Below are 18,758 nucleotides of genomic sequence, written 5' to 3'. Positions count from 1 at the left end.
GGGGAGGAGCCTGAAGGAGGCGGAGCAGCGCCAGGCCGCGGATCCGGCGACGGCGAGCGCGAAACCGGGCAGACCCGCGAGGCCGCGACCCGAGCGGGCCACGATGCCGAGGACGACCGTCAGGGTGAGCAGCGGCAGGCACGTGGTGCCCGTACCCCGGGCGGCGTACCAGAGGGCTTCGGTGCTCATCGGCCGGAACCTCTCGGCCGTGTCGCCGAGCCAGCGGATGCGACTCGGGTTCCATCCTCGGCGGCCGGAGCCGTCTCGGCCCGGCTCGGGCTGGGCCAGCCCGCGGTCGTGACGATCGAGCCGTCCGCGGCGACGAGCCGTGCCGGCATCCCGAGCCGGCGCAGCCAGCCCACCGCCGCGGAACCACGGACGATCGCGGCGGTGCTCGCCGGGCTCGGTCACCACGAGCCGGGCGGTCGTGCTCCACACCGACCACTCGACCACCGCTGCCGCGCCGGGCATCTCAGGAACCACCGGTCGACGCGTGCGTGGGACCGTCGGCACTCCCCACCGTTGTCCCGCCCGACCAGCCGCCGGACGAGGACGCGCTGTCGGAGGTCGACGACGAGGTGGATCCGTCACCCGAGGTCGCCGAGCTGTCGTCCGTCGTCGAGGCCGAGATGGCCGCGGATGCGGAATGCTCGTGGGCCAGCACGCCGAAGCTGATGGCTCCGGCGGCCGTGACGGCCGCCAGTCCGGCGGTGACGGGGCCTACCCGTCGGATTCCCTGCTCACGTGTGGCCATGGCCGGTGTCCTCCTACCCTGCCGGCGCTCCGGGAGGAGCCCCGTGACTATGAGGGTGGGAGTCGGGCCTGTGTGTTACCTGTGCGCCACCTGTTCGATTGCCGAGGGCGGAACACCCCACGGGCGTGGGGAGGACGTCGAGGCGTACACCCGACGAGTACCCGCTGTCGGATCACCCCCACGGGCGTGGGGAGGACAGGAACCGAACGCCCTGCAGCGGTCCGTGGCAGGGCGGCTGCCCGGGCTCCTGTCAGGTCCGGGCCTGCTGCTCGTGATGGCGCCGATGGGCGTCGGTAAGACCGAGACGGCGCTGCACGCCGCCCGGGTGATGGGCGAGGCGGCTGGCACGTGTGGGCTGTTCGTCACCCTGCCGACGATGGCGACCGCGGACCAGATGTACCGCCGAATCCGTGACTATGCTCGCCGCGATGGCCGTCGGGACCATCGACCAGGCGCTGCTCGCCGTCCTGCCTGTGCAGCACAACATGCTCCGGATGCTCGGCCTCGCTGGCAAGGTACTGATCGTCGACGAGGTGCACGCCTACGACGCCTACATGCGGATGCTCCTCGCTCGGCTGCTGATCTGGCTCGGTGCGCTCGATGTCCCGGTCGTCCTGCTGTCGGCCACCCTGCCCGGCTCGGTCGCGCACCGACTCGTCCGTGCCTACCTGACCGGCGCCGGTCACCGTGCCACCGACCTGGCGCCGGTCGCCTACCCGGGATGGGTTTACGCCGACGCCGTCATCGGTGCCCTCACCACCCAGCCCGTCGACATCCCCTCTCGTCCCCTCGCGGTTGAGACAATGGTCGTGCCGGTCCACCGCACGAAGGGTGCCGACCGCTCCACCGCACTCCGCACGCTTCTCGAACCCCTCGTCGCTGACCGCGGCTGCGCGATGGTTATCTGCACCACCGTCGCCGAAGCGCAGGCCACCTACCGCTACCTGCAGGGCTGGTTCGCCGACCTGTCCGCCGTCCGGGCCAGCTTCGGTGACGGCCGTACGGTCCCCCAGCTGCAGCTGTTACACGCCCGCTTTCCCGCCTACCAGCGCGAGGAGATCACGAAGACGGTGATGGCCGCCTACGGCCGCGACAGCGCCGTCCGTCCGCATGCCGTCTTCGACGGCGACCGGCCCGCCTGGGCCACCACCGGGCCGCGGCTCGTCGTACTCGTTCCGCCGGCAGACGGGGCTGCGCTGGACCTGCCGGATCGCTGGACCGGTGTCTACGACCGGTCCCTCCTCGAACGCACCCACACCCTGCTCGCCAAGCGAGCCCCCGGCAGCATCTCTATTCCGGACCATGTTCAGGAGATGGTCGAGGAGGTCTACGACGAGACGTTCTCCGCCGACCTGAGCGAAGCCGAACTGGCGCGGCGCATGGAGGACGAGGTCCGCTACAGCCTCGCCGAGCAGGCGATGATCCTGACGCCGAAGAACGCCCTCCCCCTCGCACGGCTGACCAGCAGCGGCCTCGTCGAGGACAAGGTCAGCACCCGTCTCGGCGTCGAATCCGTCCGCGTGGTCTGCTGCTTCGTCGATGCGGACGGCTACCGCTGGCTCGACCGCACCCGACGACACCCGCTACCCGAGAAAGGAAGCCGCCGGGACGGCTCGTTCACCACCAACGACGTCCGCGCCATCCTTGCCCACAGCATCCCCGTCGCCGACGGCGATTGGCGTCGAGGGCATCCGGGAGCCGCAATTGTCCCGACCAGATGGGCCGAGCACGCCGTGCTCCGCGAGTTCGTTCCCCTGCCCCATCCCATCGACGACGCCGGATACGCCCAGCCAGCCGACCTCGGCGGACGCAGCTTCTTCCTCGACGCAGAACTCGGCCTCACCTGGTGATGGCCGTCAGGGGCGGAGACCCACTCGGCAGCCCATGATCTCAAAGATTGTCATCTTGACCCCCGTCGTACCCGAGCATGTCGCAGGTGCTCTGATCTCTCGGCCCATCGAACCCAAAGCCGGCCTCTACGTCGGGGTCGTCCCCGCCCGCGAATGCGACGAACTCTCGAGCGTGATTGTCGGTAGCATCGCCGACGGCGCCGCGCCGTCTGCATCCACCCCGCCGACCCTTGAGCAAGATTTTACGATCAAGATTTTACGATCAAGGTTTTACGGTCAAGGCAGTCGGTGGACGCCGCTGCCATGTTATGGACTTCGGCAGCCTCCAACTCCTCGGCCTCCCATCACAACAGACACAGGAGACCCTGCAAAAGACCAGGTCAGAAAGGGTCCTCCCCACGCCCGTGGGGGTGATCCGCCATCCGGGCAACCATCGAGAAAGCACAGGCCGTCCTCCCCACGCCCGTGGGGGTGATCCGACGATCGGCGGCTACGCCCAGCGCCTCGCCGCGTCCTCCCCACGCCCGTGGGGGTGATCCCACCGCGATCCCGACGTGGTCGATCCTGGTCAGGTCCTCCCCACGCCCGTGGGGGTGATCCGGACCAGGCGGCGACGGTGAGGGCTGGCCAGTCGTCCTCCCCACGCCCGTGGGGGTGATCCGCGGATGGCCAAGCTCCGTGAACGCGCTGAGACGTCCTCCCCACGCCCCTGGGGGTCAGTTTTCAGTTTCTTTGGCCCTTCGGGCACGCCGCCTGCGGCGTGAAAGGGCTGGTGCTGCCGCGGTCGGTCCGGCTGGTCGATCGGGCCCTGCCAGGGCCCCGGGCTGTTGGCGGCCTCCCGGGATCGCGCCGCCATGGTGCCGGTGCGCACCTGTCGGCGAGCGCGTGACCGGCTTCCCCTGGCCGAAGGTCTGCCCTGCCAAGCGGTCTGGGAAGGTCGGCGCCGGCCGTCCGTCCAACGCCGTCCGCTTCCTGGCCTTGAGGCCGATTTTCAGTTTGGCGAGGGATCCTGACCTTACGGGTCGCCACCTGTGCTCCGAGCACGCCAGCCAGAATGTGATTGCTTTCGGTCCCCGGACGGCCGCTTCTAGTAGTCGACCTGAAGGGGGTTGGTGTGGAGGGCGTGGAGCTGCCCGACGACGAGGACGAGCAGATCCTCCAGCGCGTCGCCGCCATCGACGTCGCCAAGAAGGCGGGCAAGGTGTGCATCCGCATGCCGTACGGGAAGAAGGGCAAGCGGCGCACAGCGGTCCTCGACGTGCCGGCGACCTACCCGGCGGTGGTGGAACTGGCCGACAGACTGGTCCGCGAGGGGATCGAGCGGGTCACGCTCGAGAGCACCTCCGACTACTGGCGGTTGTGGTATTTCGTCCTCGAAGAACGGGGCCTGGACGTCGTTCTGGTCAACGCTCGCGACGTCAAGAACGTCCCAGGACGTCCCAAGACGGACAAACCCGACGCCGGGTGGCTGGCCAAGCTCACCGAGCGGGGCATGCTGCGCGCCTCGTTCGTCCCCCCGAAGGAGATCCGGGAGTTACGCGACCTCACCCGGATGAACGCGGACCTGGTCGCGGACCGGACCCGGGCCAAGCAGCGAGTCGAGAAGGTCCTCGAACTGGCCCTGGTCAAGCTCTCGGCGGTGATCTCGGACATCTTCGGGCTCTCCGGGCGGCGGATGCTCGACGCCATGGTCGCCGGCGAGCGCGACCCGCGCCGGCTCGCGGACCTCTCCCGCGGGCTGAAGGCACCCCGCGAGACGCTGATCGCCGCGTTAACCGGCCAGTTCTCCGACCACCACGCCTTCCAGCTCAAGGTCTACCTCGAGCAGATCGACGAGATCGACACAAAGATCGCTTCGCTGTCCGCGCGGATCGAGCAGTACGTCGCCATGCTGCCCATGCCCAAGGGCCACGTCGAGATCGCCGCTCCCGCCACCCGAACCACCACCGAGACCTTCGGCGGCGAAGACGGCACGGTCGACCCGGCCACCGGCGAGATCGTCCCGTCCGCCGCACCGGCCCGGCCCGCCTGGCCGGCGGGGATGACCGGACCCCGTCTGGTCGCGCTGCTCGACGCGATCCCCGGGATCAGCCTGGACGCCGCGCGGATCATCCTTGCGGAGATCGGCACGGACATGTCCCAGTTCCCCACCAAGGGCCCTCTGGTGTCCTGGGCAAAGCTGACCCCGCGCACGATCCAGTCCGGTGGCTCGCTGCGCAGGGGCCGGACCGGTAAAGGCAACCGCTACCCGCGCCGGATCCTCGCGACGACCGCGGTCGTCGCCGGGCGGACCCACACCTTTATCGGTGCCCGCCACCGGCGACTCAAACGCCGCCGCGGGGCGCTGAAGGCAGTCGTCGCGACAGCGCGGCTCATCCTCGAAATTATCTGGGAGCTGTTGAGTAATCCAGCAGTACCATTCCGCGACCTCGGCGAGGATTACTACGCCCGCCAAGGCGACCCCGAGCGGCGCAGCCGCGCCGCCGCCCGCCAGATGAAGAACCTCGGTATCTCCCCGGAGCAGGCCGCGGCCCTCGTCGCCGCCGCCTGACCCGCGCCCTGACGGCCACCAGCCAGCGAGATCGCTCGCCCGTCCAACGCCGCTCGCCGGTAGAAGGACCGGTAACAGCCGCATCGCACCCGTTGCCATCACCCGCACCAGCGGCCAAGTGCCCTGGCGGGCACGAGCCTGCCCACGTTGCGCTGGGTTTTCCAGTCAGCCGGGCGCGGCTTCACCAGCCCGACCGTGCAGGGTCGTTTATGACGTGAGTTACTGCTGTTACTACGATACCGTGACGACGTCGGAACGCAACGGGGCGAGGGCCGCTCCGATCTGGCCGGTGGTTTCCGTCGGGACACCGAGGCCGGCCAACGCCGCGAGCAGATGGTCCACCACCGCGTCGAAGTGGATGTCGGTGAGGCCGAGCGTGGCGTGTACCGCGGCCATGTCCCGACCCTGGTAGACCTCGGGACCACCGATCACCGCGGCGATGAACGCCCGCTGGTGTTCCTTGAGGCGGGGCAGGTCCCGGTCGGCAAAGAAGGGCGCAAGAACGGGATCGGCCATCACCCGGACGTAGAAATTGTCGACCGCGGCCTGCACGGCCGTCGCGCCGCCGATAGCGTCGTAGATACTCATCAGAGGTCTCGCTTTCGCAGGAGAGGCCCGACCGGAGGTCGTTGACCAGGTTTGTTGCCGGGGCTGCACTGGTACCCGTCCGATAGGTTCACTGAACCACGGGCACAATTTCCTTGAAAGAGTCGAATGTCCGCGCGACAGAGAAAGATGGCAGGCGGACGCGGGCCGTCCGGCTCCTTCCGCTCACGCGTGGGCAGAAGCTTGACCTGTTGAAAGACGGTAGGAAGGAGCGGTGTGCTCCTCGTCCGGCGCGAGGAAGGCCCTGGCGAAGATCTGCAACGCCGAGAGCCGCGGACACGGGTCGTGGCACTACCGTGCATACTGTTCGTCACGCCTGCGGGATATGTCATTGTTGGCCCGCTACCGTCAACGGGGAGAACTCAGTGACCGCCGCCGACAGCATGGCCGGAAAGATCCTGACCGGGCCCGGACCGAAGGCGGACGGGGACGCCGCTGGCCTCGTGGCGAGGGGAATCGGGCAGATCCTGACCATCGCGATCGAGGGCGCCGGTCCTTTTCGGGGTGCCGCTGAGGTCGCGGACGAGACGCGGACGGTGACAGCGGGCACCGAGAAGGCGGTCGACCGGTTCGTCGCCATCCATCTCCGCCTCGCGGCGGCGAACGGGGCCCTGACCGGGCTCGGGGGAGTGGCCACTCTCCCGATAACGGTGCCGGCCGGCGTGAGCGGCTACTTCATCGTCGCGGGCCGGCTGGTCGCGGGCGTCGCGCACCTACGCGGGTACGACCTGCAGTCCGAGGACGTCAGGACCGCCGTGTTGCTGACGATGGCCGGCGGTGGCCCCGCGACGGAGATCCTCCGCGAGGCCGGCATCGAGATCGGCCGGCGAGGTGCCGCCGCCGCTGTCAAGCGTGTGTCCGGGAAGACCCTCATCGAGATCAACAAGAAGGTCGGGTTTCGGCTGTTCACGAAGGCCGGGACGACCGGAGTGATCAACCTGGGCAAGATGGTGCCCTTTGTCGGCGCCCCGATCGGCGCCACGACGGACCTGCTTTCCATGCGCGCGGTTGCCGCCTACGCCAGGTCGAGCTTTCCGTCGCTCTCCGCGGGGCCCGCGCCGGACGGCGATCTGACCAGCCCGGCCGCCGATTCGCACCACGAGAGCGGCCCGGCGTGGACTGCCGACACCGTGGTTCACCTGTCACTCGACAGCCAGTCGGATCGGGGCCGAGTGGCGGTCAGAAGACTCAACCCGTTCCGGGGGAAAGACGACCGCGACGACGTCAACCCCGAAGGTGACGACTGACCGGCTCGCCCGCCGCCACCGTGGACAGGGGCCTTGTCGGTGGTGATCTCAACCGGCTTGCTGCCGGTCGTCAGCGTCCGGCAGCATCGGCGTGGGGTGGCGAGGCTGCGCCGTTTGCCGGCGAAGGCGCGTGGCTAGCCATTTTTAAGATAATCAACGATGTTGACGGGGTATTGCCGGCTGTCTTGATCATATTGGATGGTGGATTGGGGCTCGGCGAGAGGGTTGGACAGTCCCGTTATTCGCCGTGGTAGAGCCGTTGTAGATCGATGAGCTGGATGGTGGGGTCGTGGGTGGCGGCCTCATGGAGTTCGGGGGTGAAACCTGCCCCGCTGAAACACAGCAGGCGTGGGACGCCAACGCCGATGGCGGTGTGGTGTGCCGGTAGCAGGCCGCGGATGTGGTTGAGGCGTTGCAGGTGCTTGAGGCCCATGGTCTCGTTCCACTTGGCTTCGCCGAGGGCGAGCAGGGTTTCGCGTTCGGAGTCGTGGTGGCCGAAGACCGCGACGTCGATCTCGTGGCTGGTTCTGGCGGCCGGGTTGTTTATGGTTCCGGCGGCGACGCGGGAGGGATGGCCGCCGTAGGTGTCGGGGGCGGCGTGCCAGCGGGCCCAGTCGCGGCAGAGGTTTTCGAAGTGTGGTCCGAGGATCTTGCCGCGGAAGGTGGGCTGGGCGCGCTGCCACACGGCCTGCGCGCGGCCGGGGCGTTCCAGGTCGCCCCAGTAGGGGCGCATGACGGCGTGGTAGAAGGCGACGAGGGGCTCGGCGATCCGGTAGGCGGAGCGGTTGCGGCGGAAGGCATCGGGTTCGTGGCGGATCAGGCCGACGTCCTCGAGCACGCTCAGCGGGTGGGCGAGGTCGGTGGATTTCCGGCCGAGGTAGTCGGCAATCCCACCGCGGGCGGTGTTGCCTGCGGCGATGGCAGCCAGGACGGAGTGGTAGAGGGCGGTGTCGTGGAGTTCGGGCTCCTCGGCGAGCAGGTAGCGGCCTTCGCGGAAGAGGGGGCGGGCGGGGTTGAGGACGGTGCGGGTGACCCAGGGGTCGAAGTCGTCGGGGCCGGCTGGGGTGTCGCCCTGGGCGAACTCCCGACGGTAGGCGGGGGTGCCGCCGACGATGGCGTGGGTGAGTACGGCGGTGCGCGGGTCGGTGATCTCCCAGAATTGGGCGGCGAGGCGGTAGTCGAGGGTGGGGACGACGAGTTCGAGCCCGGCACGGCCGCGTAGGGGGGCGTTGCCGGCCAGGAGTCGGCCCATGAAGGACAGGGCGGAGCCGCACAGCAGTAGTCGGACCGGGGTGTTGGTGTGCTGGGCCGTCGGGTCCAGGGCGCGTTGGATGATGGAGGGCAGCGCGGGGGAGGCCTTGGCGAGGAAGGGGAACTCGTCGATGACGACGGGGGTGGGCCCGGCCGTGGCGATGCGCATCAGCTGGGTGATGGCCTCGTCCCAGTGGGTGAACCGGTGGGGGGCCGGCTCGCCGCGGTAGCGGGCGAGGGTTTCCCCGAACTGGCGTAGCGCATCGGCTTCGGTGGTCTCGGTGGCGGTGAACAGGAAACCACCGTGGGCGCGGATGATCGCGTCGAGGAGGAAGGTCTTGCCCTGGCGCCGTCGTCCGGAGATCACTCCCAGGGTGGCTTCCCGGCTCCGGTGGCGGGCGAAGCGGGTGAGCTCGGCCCACTCGAAGTCGCGGTCGAACATCTCGGCGGGCTTGTCCACCCCGTCACCCTCTTGATAACTCTACTTATTATAGCTGGAGTCATCCATTCTATCTCGCATGTGACCGGGGCGTCAGCCGGTGCCGGGGTGTCAGCCGGTGACCGGGGCGCTCGTGACGGCGATGCCGCCCGGCGTGCCGGCGAGCGGGATCGTCGCGACGACGACGCAATCGGCGAGGTCGACCACGGATACGTCACAACTGGCCTGGTTCGTTATGCACGCGACACTGCCGTCCGGCGCCACCGCGACGTTCTCTGGGCGGGCGCCGACGGGGAAAACTGCGACAACCGTGTCGAGAGCCGTGTGAATCACCGAGACCGTGTGGCCGTAATAGTTGGTCACGTAAAGGCGCGTCCCGTCCGGTGCCAGGGCTGCCCCGAAAGGGCCGGGTCCGACGGCGATTTTCGCGGTCACGGTGCCGGCCGACGTCTCGATCATCGACACCTCGCCCGGGTCGCCGCCCGTGCTGGTCACATAGATTCGCCGGCCGTCGGGCGCGACGGCGATGCCGTTGGTGCCGGCCCCGGCGCTGATCGTGTCGATGACGGTGTGCGTGCCTCCGGTGTGCGTGCCTCCGGTGCGCATGGCTCCGGTGCGCATGGCTCCGGTGTGCGTGGCCGTGTCGATGACGGACACGTCGTTCCCGCCGAAGTTCGTCACGTAGGCCCGCCGCCCATCGGGGCTGACGGCGACGTTCGCCGGGCTCGCGCCGACCGGGACGGTGGCGGTGACGGCCCCGGTGGCCGTGTCGACGACGGACACGTCGTTCCCGCCGAAGTTCGTCACGTAGGCCCGCCGCCCGTCGGGGCTGACGGCGACGCTTCCGGGGTTCGCGCCGACCGGGACGGTGGCGGTGACGGCCCCGGTGGCCGTGTCGACGACGGACACGTCGTTCCCGCCGAAGTTGGTGACGTAGGCGCGGCTGCCGTCGGGAGCCACCGCCACCCCGAAGGGGAGCGCGCCGACTCCGATGGCGGCGCTCACGACACCCGCGAGCGGGTCGACCACCAGCACCTGCCCAGTTCGGATGCTGGCTACGTAGGCGTGGATAGTCATCTAGCCCGCATCCCACGGTCGATGGATCACAACCGAGCGTAGTAGCCTGGGTGCCGGAGAACCTGTTCGTGGGATGGCGAAGCGGGTCACCGCGAGCGGTCGCACCGGCCAGGCCGCGGGCGCCGTCACCAGGTGACCGGCAGCGCGGTGACGCCCTGCAGCCCCACGGCGCCCTTGATCGGAATCTGTTCGGCGGGAACAGCCAGGCGCAGGGTCGGAACGCGACGGAGCACTGTGGCGAACGCGATCTGGAGAGCGGCCCGGGCGAGGTTCTGGCCGAGGCACCGGTGCACGCCGAAGCCGAACGCGAGGTGGTTGCGCGGGCCGCGGCGCACGTCGAAGGCGTCGGGGTCGGCGAACGCGGCCGGGTCGCGGTTCGCGGCGGCCGTAGCGAGGACGACACCGTCGCCCGCCCGGATCAGACGGCCGCCGATCCCAATATCGGCGACGGCCACCCGGGGGATGGTGTCGGCGACGGACAAGTAGCGTAGGAGCTCCTCGACCGCGCCCGGGATGGCGGCCGGGCCGGCGCGCAGGGCGGCCGCCTGGTCGGGATGGTCCAGCAGCGTCAGCATGCCGGACGCGATCGTGTTCGTCATGGTCTCGCTGCCGGCGACCACCAGCATCATGGCCGTGTTGACCGCCTGCCGGTGTGCCGCCTCGCTGGCGCCCGCGCCTCCGTGCCCGCCCGCGCCTCCGTGCCCGCCCGCGTACGCGCTCGCCAGCCGGCTGAGCGCGTCCTGGCCCGGACCGCTCTCCCGGCCGCGCAGGAGCCCCCCCAGGTAGCCGGCGAGCTCCGGAAGCCCTGCTCCGTCCGGTCGAGCCAGGCGGTCCCGGAAGGCGGTGCGGTCGTCGGGCGGCACCGCGAACAGCTCGCAGAGCAGGAACGCGGCGACGTCGAGGGCGAACTGGTCGACGAGGTCGGTAGGTGGCCCGGCCGTCAGCAACCGGTCGACCAGCAGGTCGACGGCGCCCTGGAGACGCGGCCGCAGGGCGTGGGCGCGGCGCACGCTGAAGCTCGGGATCACCAGCCGCCGGTGCGCGGCGTGCTCCGGCTGGTCCATCTCGACGAACGTCCGCACCGCCCGGATCGTCTCCGCGCTCGCCCGTCGGCCGGTCAGCTCCGGGTAGTTCGGGTCGGCGCGGTCGGCGGACAGCCGGGGATCGGCGAACAGCGCGCGGGCGTTCCCGTGCCCGGTCACCACCCACGCGGGGCGGTCGCCGATGAGCGTGACCTTCGCGAGAGGCCCGGCGGCCCGCAGGCCCCGGTAGCCCGGCGGCGGGTGGTAGGGACACGCGCGAGCCATCGGGAACGGCGGCGCCCCGCAAGCGCCGACGGTGCGGCCCGCCCCGCTCACCGCCCCGCTCACCGCCCCGCTCACCGGGGCGCTCACCGGGGCGCTCACCGCCCCGCTCACTGGGGCGCTCCGGCGGTGTCGGCCGGCTGCTGTCCGAGACCTGCGTCCGGCCGTCCCACCCGCCGCCGTGGGCTGTGGCCGGCGGGCTCCACGCTCAGCAGGCGGCGGTGATAGCCCTCCGGGTGGGGCTCGTCGACGTCACGGCCCTCGGCGACGACCCAGGCATGCGCGCCGAACGGCGGCACCACCCGCACGCCGACGCACCAGGTGGGAACGCTGCCGCCGAGCCGGCACAGCAGCGTCGTGGCGATGGACCGCGGCAGGCACCCCTCTGGGCCGGTGCACGCCCAGCTCGTCCTGGTCACGACCGTCCGGGCGCGGCTGGCCTCGGCGTAGGTCGCCGGGCGGGCACCCCGGCCGACCAGCCGCAGCGCCCGTTGGATGCGCCGCGGTGGCTGCCGGGCCAGCAGGCGGGCGACCAGCACGGCCGCGTCTGCCCTCGACCGTTCCCGCCGGGAGAACGAATGTCGCTCGACGCCGATTATCTGCGGGATGCTCATGGCTGCCCCGGCGCTTGTTCCGAACGCGCCGCTCCGCCGTGGGCCCGCGGGCTGCCCTCGACGACGGCCGGAATGAGCAACCCCGTCCTGACCAGCTCGTCGATGACGCCGCGCGCGTCCTGCTCGGCCACCTCCACATCAATGGAGAAGTCGCGCACCAGGGCCGCGGCGGCGTCGTCCACCGTCCCGGGCCGCAGCACCGAGCGCAGGACGACCGCGCCGGAGGGGTTGAGATTCCAGTATTCGCCCTTCGTCTCGTCCAGGAGGACGACGCCGTAGTCCGTATCGACCGTCGAGATGTCAGCTGCCAATGAATACATTCGAGTCCTCACTACGGTTGCGGAGCCATACTTCACAGCCGATCGTCGGCTCGAGCCGGCGGTGGGGGGTCTGGATGTCGATGGGGCCGCGGACGGCCGCGGCCAGAACGTCCACGTCGATCAGTCCCAACTGAGCCAGCCGGGAATCCTCCAGCAGGCCAGTTATCTGGTCGCGGTGCCGCCGGCTGCCGATGACGGCGGCTGCCGCGGTGTCGGATTTCGTTACGCGCCGCAGCGTGGCGTCGGGGACGACGCCGCGCATCGCGTCGACCAGGAGCGGCTTGTACCGCGCGGGCTCGTACCGGCCGGCCGCCTGAACCGCCAGGGCCGCGTCGACGACCTGGTCGTCCAGGAACGGCGCCGAGATCAGGACGCCCTCCTGGGCGGCGATCCGCTGGAATCCCCGCGCCACCTGAGCACCCGCATGGATGACCGTAAGGTTGTGATGCGTTCCGCGGTCCGCGGCCAGCCGGGGATCCGTCCCGGCGGCGTGGCGCATTTCCTCCCGGACCGCGTCCATCGCGTCGTCGGTGACCCACGCCGGGAGCACCGGCGGGGTTCCCCAGCCGACCGGCGGCCGTTTTTCGGGGCCCGGGCGCCCCACCGCGTCCGCGGCCGATCGCAGCCACCCGGCGTACGTCCGGCCGTGGGCCAGATAGCCGCGGGCCAGCTGCGGGACGACGGTGGCCAGGGACGACCGGTTCCAGGCGGCCGCGGACCGCAGATGTCGCCACCCCACGGACGGGGATGTGCGAAGCATGGCGGCCAAGAGCTGGGGGCCCGGGGCGCACAGCTCGTCGCCGCCGAGTCCCATCAGGTGCAGCTGCGGGGAATGGCGCTCGCCGCGCCGGAGGATGTGCCGGAAGCGACGGTGGTTGTGCAGGTAGAGGAACGGCTCGTCGAACTCGTCGAACTTGTCGCCGGCGGCGAGCATCCCGTCGTAGACCAGCGGGCACTCCGACGCCGGGATGACGTCGTGCTCGATCCGGTGGCCGGCCCGGCGTAGCGCCGCTACCGTGCGACCGGCCCAGGCGACGTCGTCGTCCATCGGGTCGGGCTGCGCCGCGGTCAGCGCGACGATCTCGGCCTTCTCCCGGGCCGCGAGCGAGCACAGCGAGCTGGAGTCCAGCCCGCTCAGATGGGAGACGATCTTCGCCCCCGGGGTGACCCTGGCCTGGACGGCCTCGGTGAGGGCGTCCCGCAGCGCCGTTGCTCCCTCGTTGGCGGCAAGCTCGGGCGGCGGGGGATCCCACCAGCGGATCTGCCTGCGTTCGCCGCTTGGGGCCAGCAGCAGGTAGTGCCCCGGTCGGGTGGCCTCGACGGTCCTGAACACCGGATCCCAGCCCAGCGGCCACGGCACGCCGGGGAAGAGTAGCCGCACCGCGATCCGGGCCGGCTCGACGGCCGCGCCCGACAGGCCCGCGAGGACGGTCGCGTGGTCACCGGCGATCGCGACGCCGTCGACCGTGCCGGAGTAGACCCGGCGCAGGCCGGACGCGGTGCCCTGCACCCGGGTCGTGCCTCCTACCGATGCGACCAGGTGGACGCTTCCGCGGATCCGGGGGTACAGGCGGTCGAGGTCGCCTACGCTCGTCACGTTCTCGGCGAAGGCGTTCAACGGCTCCCGCGCCATCGTGTGATCGCCCACGACGGCGATGACCGTGTCGCGGGCCCGACCGACCGTCACCCGCCACGGAGCCCAGCGGCCCACCAGCCAGGGCCGCCCCGAGGGGTGCGCGATCGTGACGACACCGGGGAGCGCTGTCCGCAGCGTGTCGGCGACCGCCGTCACGCGTCCGCTGTCGGGCAGGGCGACGAACCAGGGACCGGTCGGTAGCAAGGGGATCGGCTCCTCACCGGAATTCCTCACCGGAATACGGATGACGGGGGCAACGGGTTACCGGCGTAGTTGCGTCGGCGGGCGGCGCCGGGGGCCGCCCGCCGCGATCAGCACCGGGGAGCGGTCGATCGGAGGCTCAGGGGCCCCATCCCCAGGCGTCGATCCACTCCCAGTGGTAACCACCGCTGCCGGTGGTCCTGAGCCTGAACAGGCCGACACGTGTCAGCGTGGGACGCTCGTACGAACGCACGGAATTCACCTCCTCCCGTCACCTTGAACGGCAGATAACGTGCCGACAGCCGGAGGTCACACCTGAATGAAACGATCCGATGTCGACCTGGCCAAACCTAGGCCGGACCCGGATGCCTGTGACCCTGCCGGGTGACAGGGTCACCGCCGGTGAAGCGTGTCGTACGATCTAACTCGACGCAGCCGGTCTGCGGTCGGTAAAAAGCGAGAGATAATGCTGCACCCGCTCGACGTAACCTCGCACCTGCGGTCCTCGGGCCCCGTTGGCGCGAACATACTTGACACTGGTGTGATACGCGGCGGCGAGCAGCAGCGCCCGGTCGCCGGAAATGTCACCGAGGCGCTGGTTGGCGTATTCGAGCTGATTGGCGACGGCGAAGATGGCGTCGGCGGGGTCCCAGTAGGACGCCCGGCCGTTGTTGTCCGCGTCGACCGCGAACCCCGTGAACACCCGTGGTGTCCATCCGGCGATGCCGTACTCGCCCTGGCCCCCCGCGGCTGCCGGGTGGGAGGCACGGGGGTGGAAGCCGCTCTGCGTCGCGAGGATCGCCGCGATCAGTGCGGGCGTGACCACCTCGTCCGGGCAGGCGTGCGCGGCCCGGGTGATCAGCGGACGGTAGGCGGCGGGTATCGGCGCGCCGGGCCGCAGCTCGCCACCCGGCTGGAACGAGAACGGCTGGGGGACCGACCCCGCGGCGAGCATCAGGACGGCCAGCAGGCCCACCGCGATCAGGATGCGCCGCGCCGCCGCCGTTCGTTGCGCCGCCGTTCGCTGTACCGCGTTCGTTTGTTGTGCCGGAGGCGCGACCGGGCTGTCCGGTCCCGACCGGGGCACGCGCAGGTCGCGTGTCGAGGTCGTGATCGCGTCACCGTCGCGCTGGAGGGCGCGGGCGCGGCGAAGGACGGTGCCGATCGGGTGTGCGGCGCGGGCCTGATGGGTCGGAGCCAGACAGTCGCGGATCACTTCCCGCCAGCCGTCGGGCAGCGTCTCCGCCAGTCGCAGGGGTGTGCGACCCGCCGCATAGGTGAGGGCGGCCTCGGAGCGGGACCGGCTGGTCTGCCCGGGGAAGGGGTGGGTGCCGGTCAGCAGTTGGTGGGCGAGCACGCCGAAGGCCCACACATCCCGGGTCATGCGGATCGGGACCCCGGCCTCGGTGATGCGCTCGCTCCACCATTCCGGCGGGGTGTGGTCGGGCGAGGCCAGGCGCGGCGCGCGGCCGTGCGTACCGTCGATCTCGACCGCCAAACCGAAGTCCGCCAGCCGGGCCGAACCATCCGGCATGATGAGCACGTTGCTGGGTTTAAGGTCGCCGTGGACCCAGCTGTTCGCGTGCATGTGGGCCAGGCCCTCGCACACCTCGACGAGGATGCGGACCCGGTCCGCCAGCGGGGGGCCCGACGACGCGTCGGGTGTCGTGGGGCAGAGGGGTGCCGTGGGGCAGAGGGGTGCCGTGGGGCAGAGAGGTGCCGTGGTGTAGAGCAGGTCGACCAGATTGCCGGTGGCCCGCTCCATGGCCAGCACCACCGCGCCATGCAGGTCGGGTCGGTCGGGATCGTCGACGACCAGGACGGCGAGCGCGCGGATCAGCCGGGGGTGGGCGGGGATCCGGACCAACGCCGCCTCGCGCAGCGCACCGGCCCGCAGCTCCGCGCGCTCCCGGGGAGACAGCCCGGCAACCGGCAGGAACTTCAACGCAACCTCGGCGCCGGCATGGCGTGGCCTGCTCTCGCCCGGCCTGCGCCCGGCTAGCCCGTCCCGGTCGGCTCGGTACCCGCCGTAGACCGTGCCCCAGCTACCAGCCGCGATCTTGTCTGTGACCGTGAAGGGGCCGACCCGGTAGCCGCGCGGGACGACTGCGGACGGGGTGCGTTCTGACCACTCCACTGTGATCGGCACCGGCATGGTCAGTGCCGCCCGCTGCGCTGCCCATCATTACCGGGCCGGCCGCCGGGACGCGGGGACGGAAGCAGCGCCAGATGCTCCTCCCGGGCCACATTGAAGCGCAGCGCCACCGTCACGAGCGCTTCCCGCCGGGCCGCGAACCGGTCCCCTTCCGCCGTGTCCGGCGGCTTGACCCGCAGCTTGTTCTCGACGAGGTAATTGATGTGAAAGTTCACGGCGGACCGGGTGAGGCTGGCGCAGCCCGGCAGCGGGCGCAACCTGTCGATCACCTGGTCGAGCGTGGGAATGGCGACGACCGAGGAGTCCCGTAGCCGCGGCTCGCACAACGCCACGAGGATCAGGAAGTACTTGGCCGTCTCGTCGAGCGGGAAGACCTGGCGGGTCAGCTCACCGTCGTCGGCGGCGACCATGCGCCGGTCGACATACTCGTGTTGCGGCGCGTACACCTTGAAGCCGCCCACCCCACGCGTCAGCGGCAGTAGCACCCGGGCAAACTCGAATGGAACCGGTGCCGCCACCCGTCGGGGGGGAACCTTCACGAACTCGCCGGCGCCCTCTGGGTTTTCCACGACGTACGTGGAATCCTGGCTGAAGTTCGTCAGCAGCCAGTAGTCCTCGACTGGTCGTATCTGGCCCGCCACTCGGGAAACTCCCTGGTCGGGCACCACGATGTCCACCGGCCGGCCGGGCGTACCGCGACCGAACGTCGCCACCTCGCCCGGCTCGACCTCCAGCAGCGACGGACCGTCCGCGTCGCGGTCCGCGACCTCGATGATCACACTCTTCATGGCCGCCCAACCCGTGTCGGCTTATTACTACAGCAATAGTGGTCTCTGTGTTGCCCGCGTGGAGGAGCCGGTGGCGCAGTGCGGCCACCGTGTGATCCTTCGGGTTTGTGTATAACCGTGAAGACGCGGTGGCCGTAGATGACAGTGTAGGCGATGGGGATGTCGACCAGTGGGAGGCGGGGCTCTGAGGAGTCGTTCTCCCGGGTGGCGGGACGTTTCCGTAGCGAGGCGGCGCCGGGCTAGGCCCGTTGTATGCGACAGGCCTGCTGGCGGGGGCGGAACGGAAGAACGAGTGGACGCTCGCCGAGTATGCGGGTGATCCGGCGCCGCCTGAGATGCAACGCCTGTTGGAATCCTACGCGTGGGACGCCGGCATGATGCGGGACGTCGTCCGGTCGTATGTCGTCGAAAATCTTTGGGAACCGGACGGGTGTTCGTCGCAGAGATTCCGCTGAACTCATCGCAGCCGCCGACGGTTCTGCAGCCGATCATGGTGGCTGGCTCCGGGGAGAATGAAGACGCTGCGGCTGGTGGCGAAGTACGCGCAGGCGTGCAACTCCGAGGGGACCTTCCGCTCTTTTGTGCCGAGCCTGGTGCGTGCGAAGCCCGGGTCGCCGGCGACCGAGCGGGTTGCGTGGCCGCTGGCGGTGAGCCGGCGCCCCAGTTCCATCAGGCGGGCGTCCAGTAGGCGTGCGTCGACGCCGGTCGCGACGATCTCCCGCCGGGCCTGGCGCGCCTTCTGCCCGTCGCGGCACGTCATGATCACGTGTGCGCCCCGGGCTGCGAGCACCTGGGTCGTCGCCAGCCCAAGCCCTCCGGTCGTACCGGTAGCGATCATGGTGTGACCCGTGAGATCCGGGATGTTCTCGATCGACCATCCGGCCACTGCAACCATATTCCCAATCTGAACGAGGGCTCATGTTACTGAGCGCGACGCTATCCGGCGGCCCGCCGGCGGTGGGTGCAGCTACTCCTACGAGGTCTCTCACCGGCTGACGGCGTCGATGGCAGAAGGCGTCAACCTACCAACCACATGAAAGACCGATTTTTGGAAGAAAAATACTGGATATTGCTTTCTCTACAATTTTTGCCCTCTCCGGCGAGCAGGGCTAAGCGGATTATGATTCCGAGCTCATGCCCAAGCGGCATATACTTGCCTCAGGTCACACGGTTAAAGGTGCGGGAAGGTGCGTCATGCCGGATCGGTCAAGACCGTCTCGGCGAGCCGGACGGGCCTCGGGGGTTCGCCTCAACGGTGGGGAGGGAGCCTCGCTCGAGCGGGCGCGCGAGCGGTTCTTCACCGCTGGGATTTCTGCTGAGGTCTCAGCTGAGACCAGCGAGCCCGGCGGGGTGCGGGATCCGATCCGCGAGTCGTGGATGCGGTCGCGGCGGTGGGCGGTGGCCGCGGACAGCCCCGAGCCCCTCCTCGCCGCGTCGGACCTCGACGCACCTGTCGTGCGCGCGGCCGAACCGGTCCTGTGCCAGCTCGCCGACCGCCTGGCCAGGCAGGCCGTCAGCGCGATCGTCACCGACGCGAACGGTCTGGTGCTCGTGCGGTGCACCGGCGACGCCGCGTTCGAACGCCGGCTGGACCGCGTATCGCTGGTGCCCGGATTTAGTTACGCCGAGCGGTTTGTCGGCACCAACGGCATCGGTACCGCTCTCGAGGAGCACAGGCCGGCGCACGTGTTCGGTCAGGAGCACTACGCGGAGTCCCTCGGCGAGTTCGCCTGTGCCGGTGTTCCCCTGCGTGATCCGGCGACGGGGCAGACGCTCGGCCTGTTCGATCTCACCTGTCCGCGCCGGGATGCCGGGCCGCTGCTGGCGGTCATGGCGGGCATGGTCGCCAACCAGATCCAGGATGCCTTGCTCCTCGCCGCGCCGGGGCACGACCGGGAACTGATCTCGCTTCGCGAGGCCGATACGGCGGAGTTGCGCAGGCTGCTGATGGCGGAGCGCCAGCGG

The 18,758-nt window shown here is 70.2% G+C and carries 15 protein-coding genes, 3 pseudogenes and 1 CRISPR repeat array; of the genes and pseudogenes, 6 read left to right on the top strand and 12 right to left on the bottom strand.

Annotated elements, in window-relative coordinates; all coding sequences use genetic code 11:
* Together AC08OV_RS16920 and AC08OV_RS16915 are read right to left on the bottom strand one after the other, a co-directional pair.
* A pseudogene (locus AC08OV_RS16920) lies at positions 1 to 189 on the bottom strand (hypothetical protein); the annotation flags it as partial.
* A 283-nt stretch (positions 190 to 472) separates the two neighbouring features.
* Positions 473 to 754 (bottom strand): hypothetical protein, encoded by a 282-nt coding sequence (locus tag AC08OV_RS16915; protein ID WP_476615032.1) that lies wholly within the window; start codon positions 752 to 754, stop codon positions 473 to 475.
* 428 nt (positions 755 to 1,182) lie between these two features.
* On the opposite strand from AC08OV_RS16915, the gene AC08OV_RS16910 reads away from it, so the two are divergent.
* From AC08OV_RS16910 to AC08OV_RS16900, 3 genes and pseudogenes are all read left to right on the top strand, one after another.
* On the top strand, positions 1,183 to 2,604 hold the full coding sequence (locus AC08OV_RS16910; RefSeq protein WP_476619922.1) for a hypothetical protein: 1,422 nt from the start codon (positions 1,183 to 1,185) through the stop codon (positions 2,602 to 2,604).
* Positions 2,605 to 2,638: 34 nt separating this feature from the next.
* Positions 2,639 to 2,851 (top strand): annotated as a pseudogene (locus tag AC08OV_RS16905) (type I-E CRISPR-associated endoribonuclease Cas2); the annotation flags it as partial.
* 142 nt (positions 2,852 to 2,993) lie between these two features.
* Positions 2,994 to 3,266: direct repeats of the CRISPR family, unit length 29 nt; unit sequence GTCCTCCCCACGCCCGTGGGGGTGATCCG.
* 452 nt (positions 3,267 to 3,718) lie between these two features.
* The gene (locus tag AC08OV_RS16900) at positions 3,719 to 5,155 is read left to right on the top strand and encodes an IS110 family RNA-guided transposase (protein WP_476615031.1); all 1,437 of its coding nucleotides are present in this window, start codon (positions 3,719 to 3,721) and stop codon (positions 5,153 to 5,155) included.
* A gap of 231 nt (positions 5,156 to 5,386) precedes the next feature.
* Here the strand turns inward: AC08OV_RS16900 and AC08OV_RS16895 are convergent, their stop codons facing one another.
* Positions 5,387 to 5,743, bottom strand: coding sequence for a group I truncated hemoglobin (locus AC08OV_RS16895; RefSeq protein ID WP_476615030.1), 357 nt, complete (start codon positions 5,741 to 5,743; stop codon positions 5,387 to 5,389).
* Between the two features lie 383 nt (positions 5,744 to 6,126).
* Between AC08OV_RS16895 and AC08OV_RS16890 the strand changes: the two genes are divergently transcribed.
* Positions 6,127 to 7,008 (top strand): EcsC family protein, encoded by an 882-nt coding sequence (locus tag AC08OV_RS16890; protein ID WP_476615029.1) that lies wholly within the window; start codon positions 6,127 to 6,129, stop codon positions 7,006 to 7,008.
* A gap of 238 nt (positions 7,009 to 7,246) precedes the next feature.
* Here the strand turns inward: AC08OV_RS16890 and AC08OV_RS16885 are convergent, their stop codons facing one another.
* From AC08OV_RS16885 to AC08OV_RS16850, 8 genes are all read right to left on the bottom strand, one after another.
* Positions 7,247 to 8,719, bottom strand: coding sequence for an ATP-binding protein (locus AC08OV_RS16885; protein ID WP_476619921.1), 1,473 nt, complete (start codon positions 8,717 to 8,719; stop codon positions 7,247 to 7,249).
* 90 nt (positions 8,720 to 8,809) lie between these two features.
* Positions 8,810 to 9,775, bottom strand: coding sequence for a beta-propeller fold lactonase family protein (locus tag AC08OV_RS16880; RefSeq protein WP_476619920.1), 966 nt, complete (start codon positions 9,773 to 9,775; stop codon positions 8,810 to 8,812).
* Between the two features lie 125 nt (positions 9,776 to 9,900).
* Positions 9,901 to 11,181: a cytochrome P450 gene (locus tag AC08OV_RS16875; protein WP_476619919.1), complete on the bottom strand. Its 1,281-nt coding sequence runs from the start codon at positions 11,179 to 11,181 to the stop codon at positions 9,901 to 9,903.
* A gap of 8 nt (positions 11,182 to 11,189) precedes the next feature.
* The gene (locus tag AC08OV_RS16870) at positions 11,190 to 11,693 is read right to left on the bottom strand and encodes a lasso peptide biosynthesis B2 protein (protein WP_476615823.1); all 504 of its coding nucleotides are present in this window, start codon (positions 11,691 to 11,693) and stop codon (positions 11,190 to 11,192) included.
* Positions 11,690 to 12,004: a lasso peptide biosynthesis PqqD family chaperone gene (locus tag AC08OV_RS16865; protein WP_476619918.1), complete on the bottom strand. Its 315-nt coding sequence runs from the start codon at positions 12,002 to 12,004 to the stop codon at positions 11,690 to 11,692. Before AC08OV_RS16865 ends, AC08OV_RS16870 begins: the two co-directional genes overlap by 4 nt.
* A complete protein-coding gene (locus AC08OV_RS16860) occupies positions 11,994 to 13,853 on the bottom strand; it encodes an asparagine synthase-related protein (protein WP_476615825.1) in 1,860 nt (619 codons plus the stop codon). The genes AC08OV_RS16865 and AC08OV_RS16860 overlap by 11 nt, the downstream gene beginning before the upstream one ends.
* A 418-nt stretch (positions 13,854 to 14,271) precedes the next feature.
* Complete coding sequence (locus AC08OV_RS16855) at positions 14,272 to 15,999, bottom strand: serine/threonine protein kinase (protein ID WP_476619917.1); 1,728 nt, start codon at positions 15,997 to 15,999, stop codon at positions 14,272 to 14,274.
* 8 nt (positions 16,000 to 16,007) lie between these two features.
* On the bottom strand, positions 16,008 to 16,793 hold the full coding sequence (locus AC08OV_RS16850; RefSeq protein ID WP_476619916.1) for a hypothetical protein: 786 nt from the start codon (positions 16,791 to 16,793) through the stop codon (positions 16,008 to 16,010).
* Between the two features lie 128 nt (positions 16,794 to 16,921).
* Between AC08OV_RS16850 and AC08OV_RS16845 the strand changes: the two are divergent.
* Positions 16,922 to 17,224: pseudogene (locus AC08OV_RS16845) on the top strand (hypothetical protein); the annotation flags it as partial.
* A gap of 26 nt (positions 17,225 to 17,250) precedes the next feature.
* On the opposite strand, the gene AC08OV_RS16840 reads toward AC08OV_RS16845, so the two are convergent.
* Entirely contained in the window at positions 17,251 to 17,688 is a 438-nt protein-coding gene (locus AC08OV_RS16840; protein ID WP_476619915.1) for a hypothetical protein, read from the bottom strand.
* 299 nt (positions 17,689 to 17,987) lie between these two features.
* Here AC08OV_RS16840 and AC08OV_RS16835 point away from each other — a divergent pair.
* Positions 17,988 to 18,758: GAF domain-containing protein (locus tag AC08OV_RS16835; protein ID WP_476619914.1), on the top strand; the 771-nt coding region annotated here is incomplete at its 3' end.

The organism is Frankia sp. CeTa3Moorea (genome assembly GCF_978021225.1).
The sequence above is the reverse complement of the archived record's forward strand: the minus strand, read 5'-3'. Positions and strand labels throughout refer to the sequence as shown.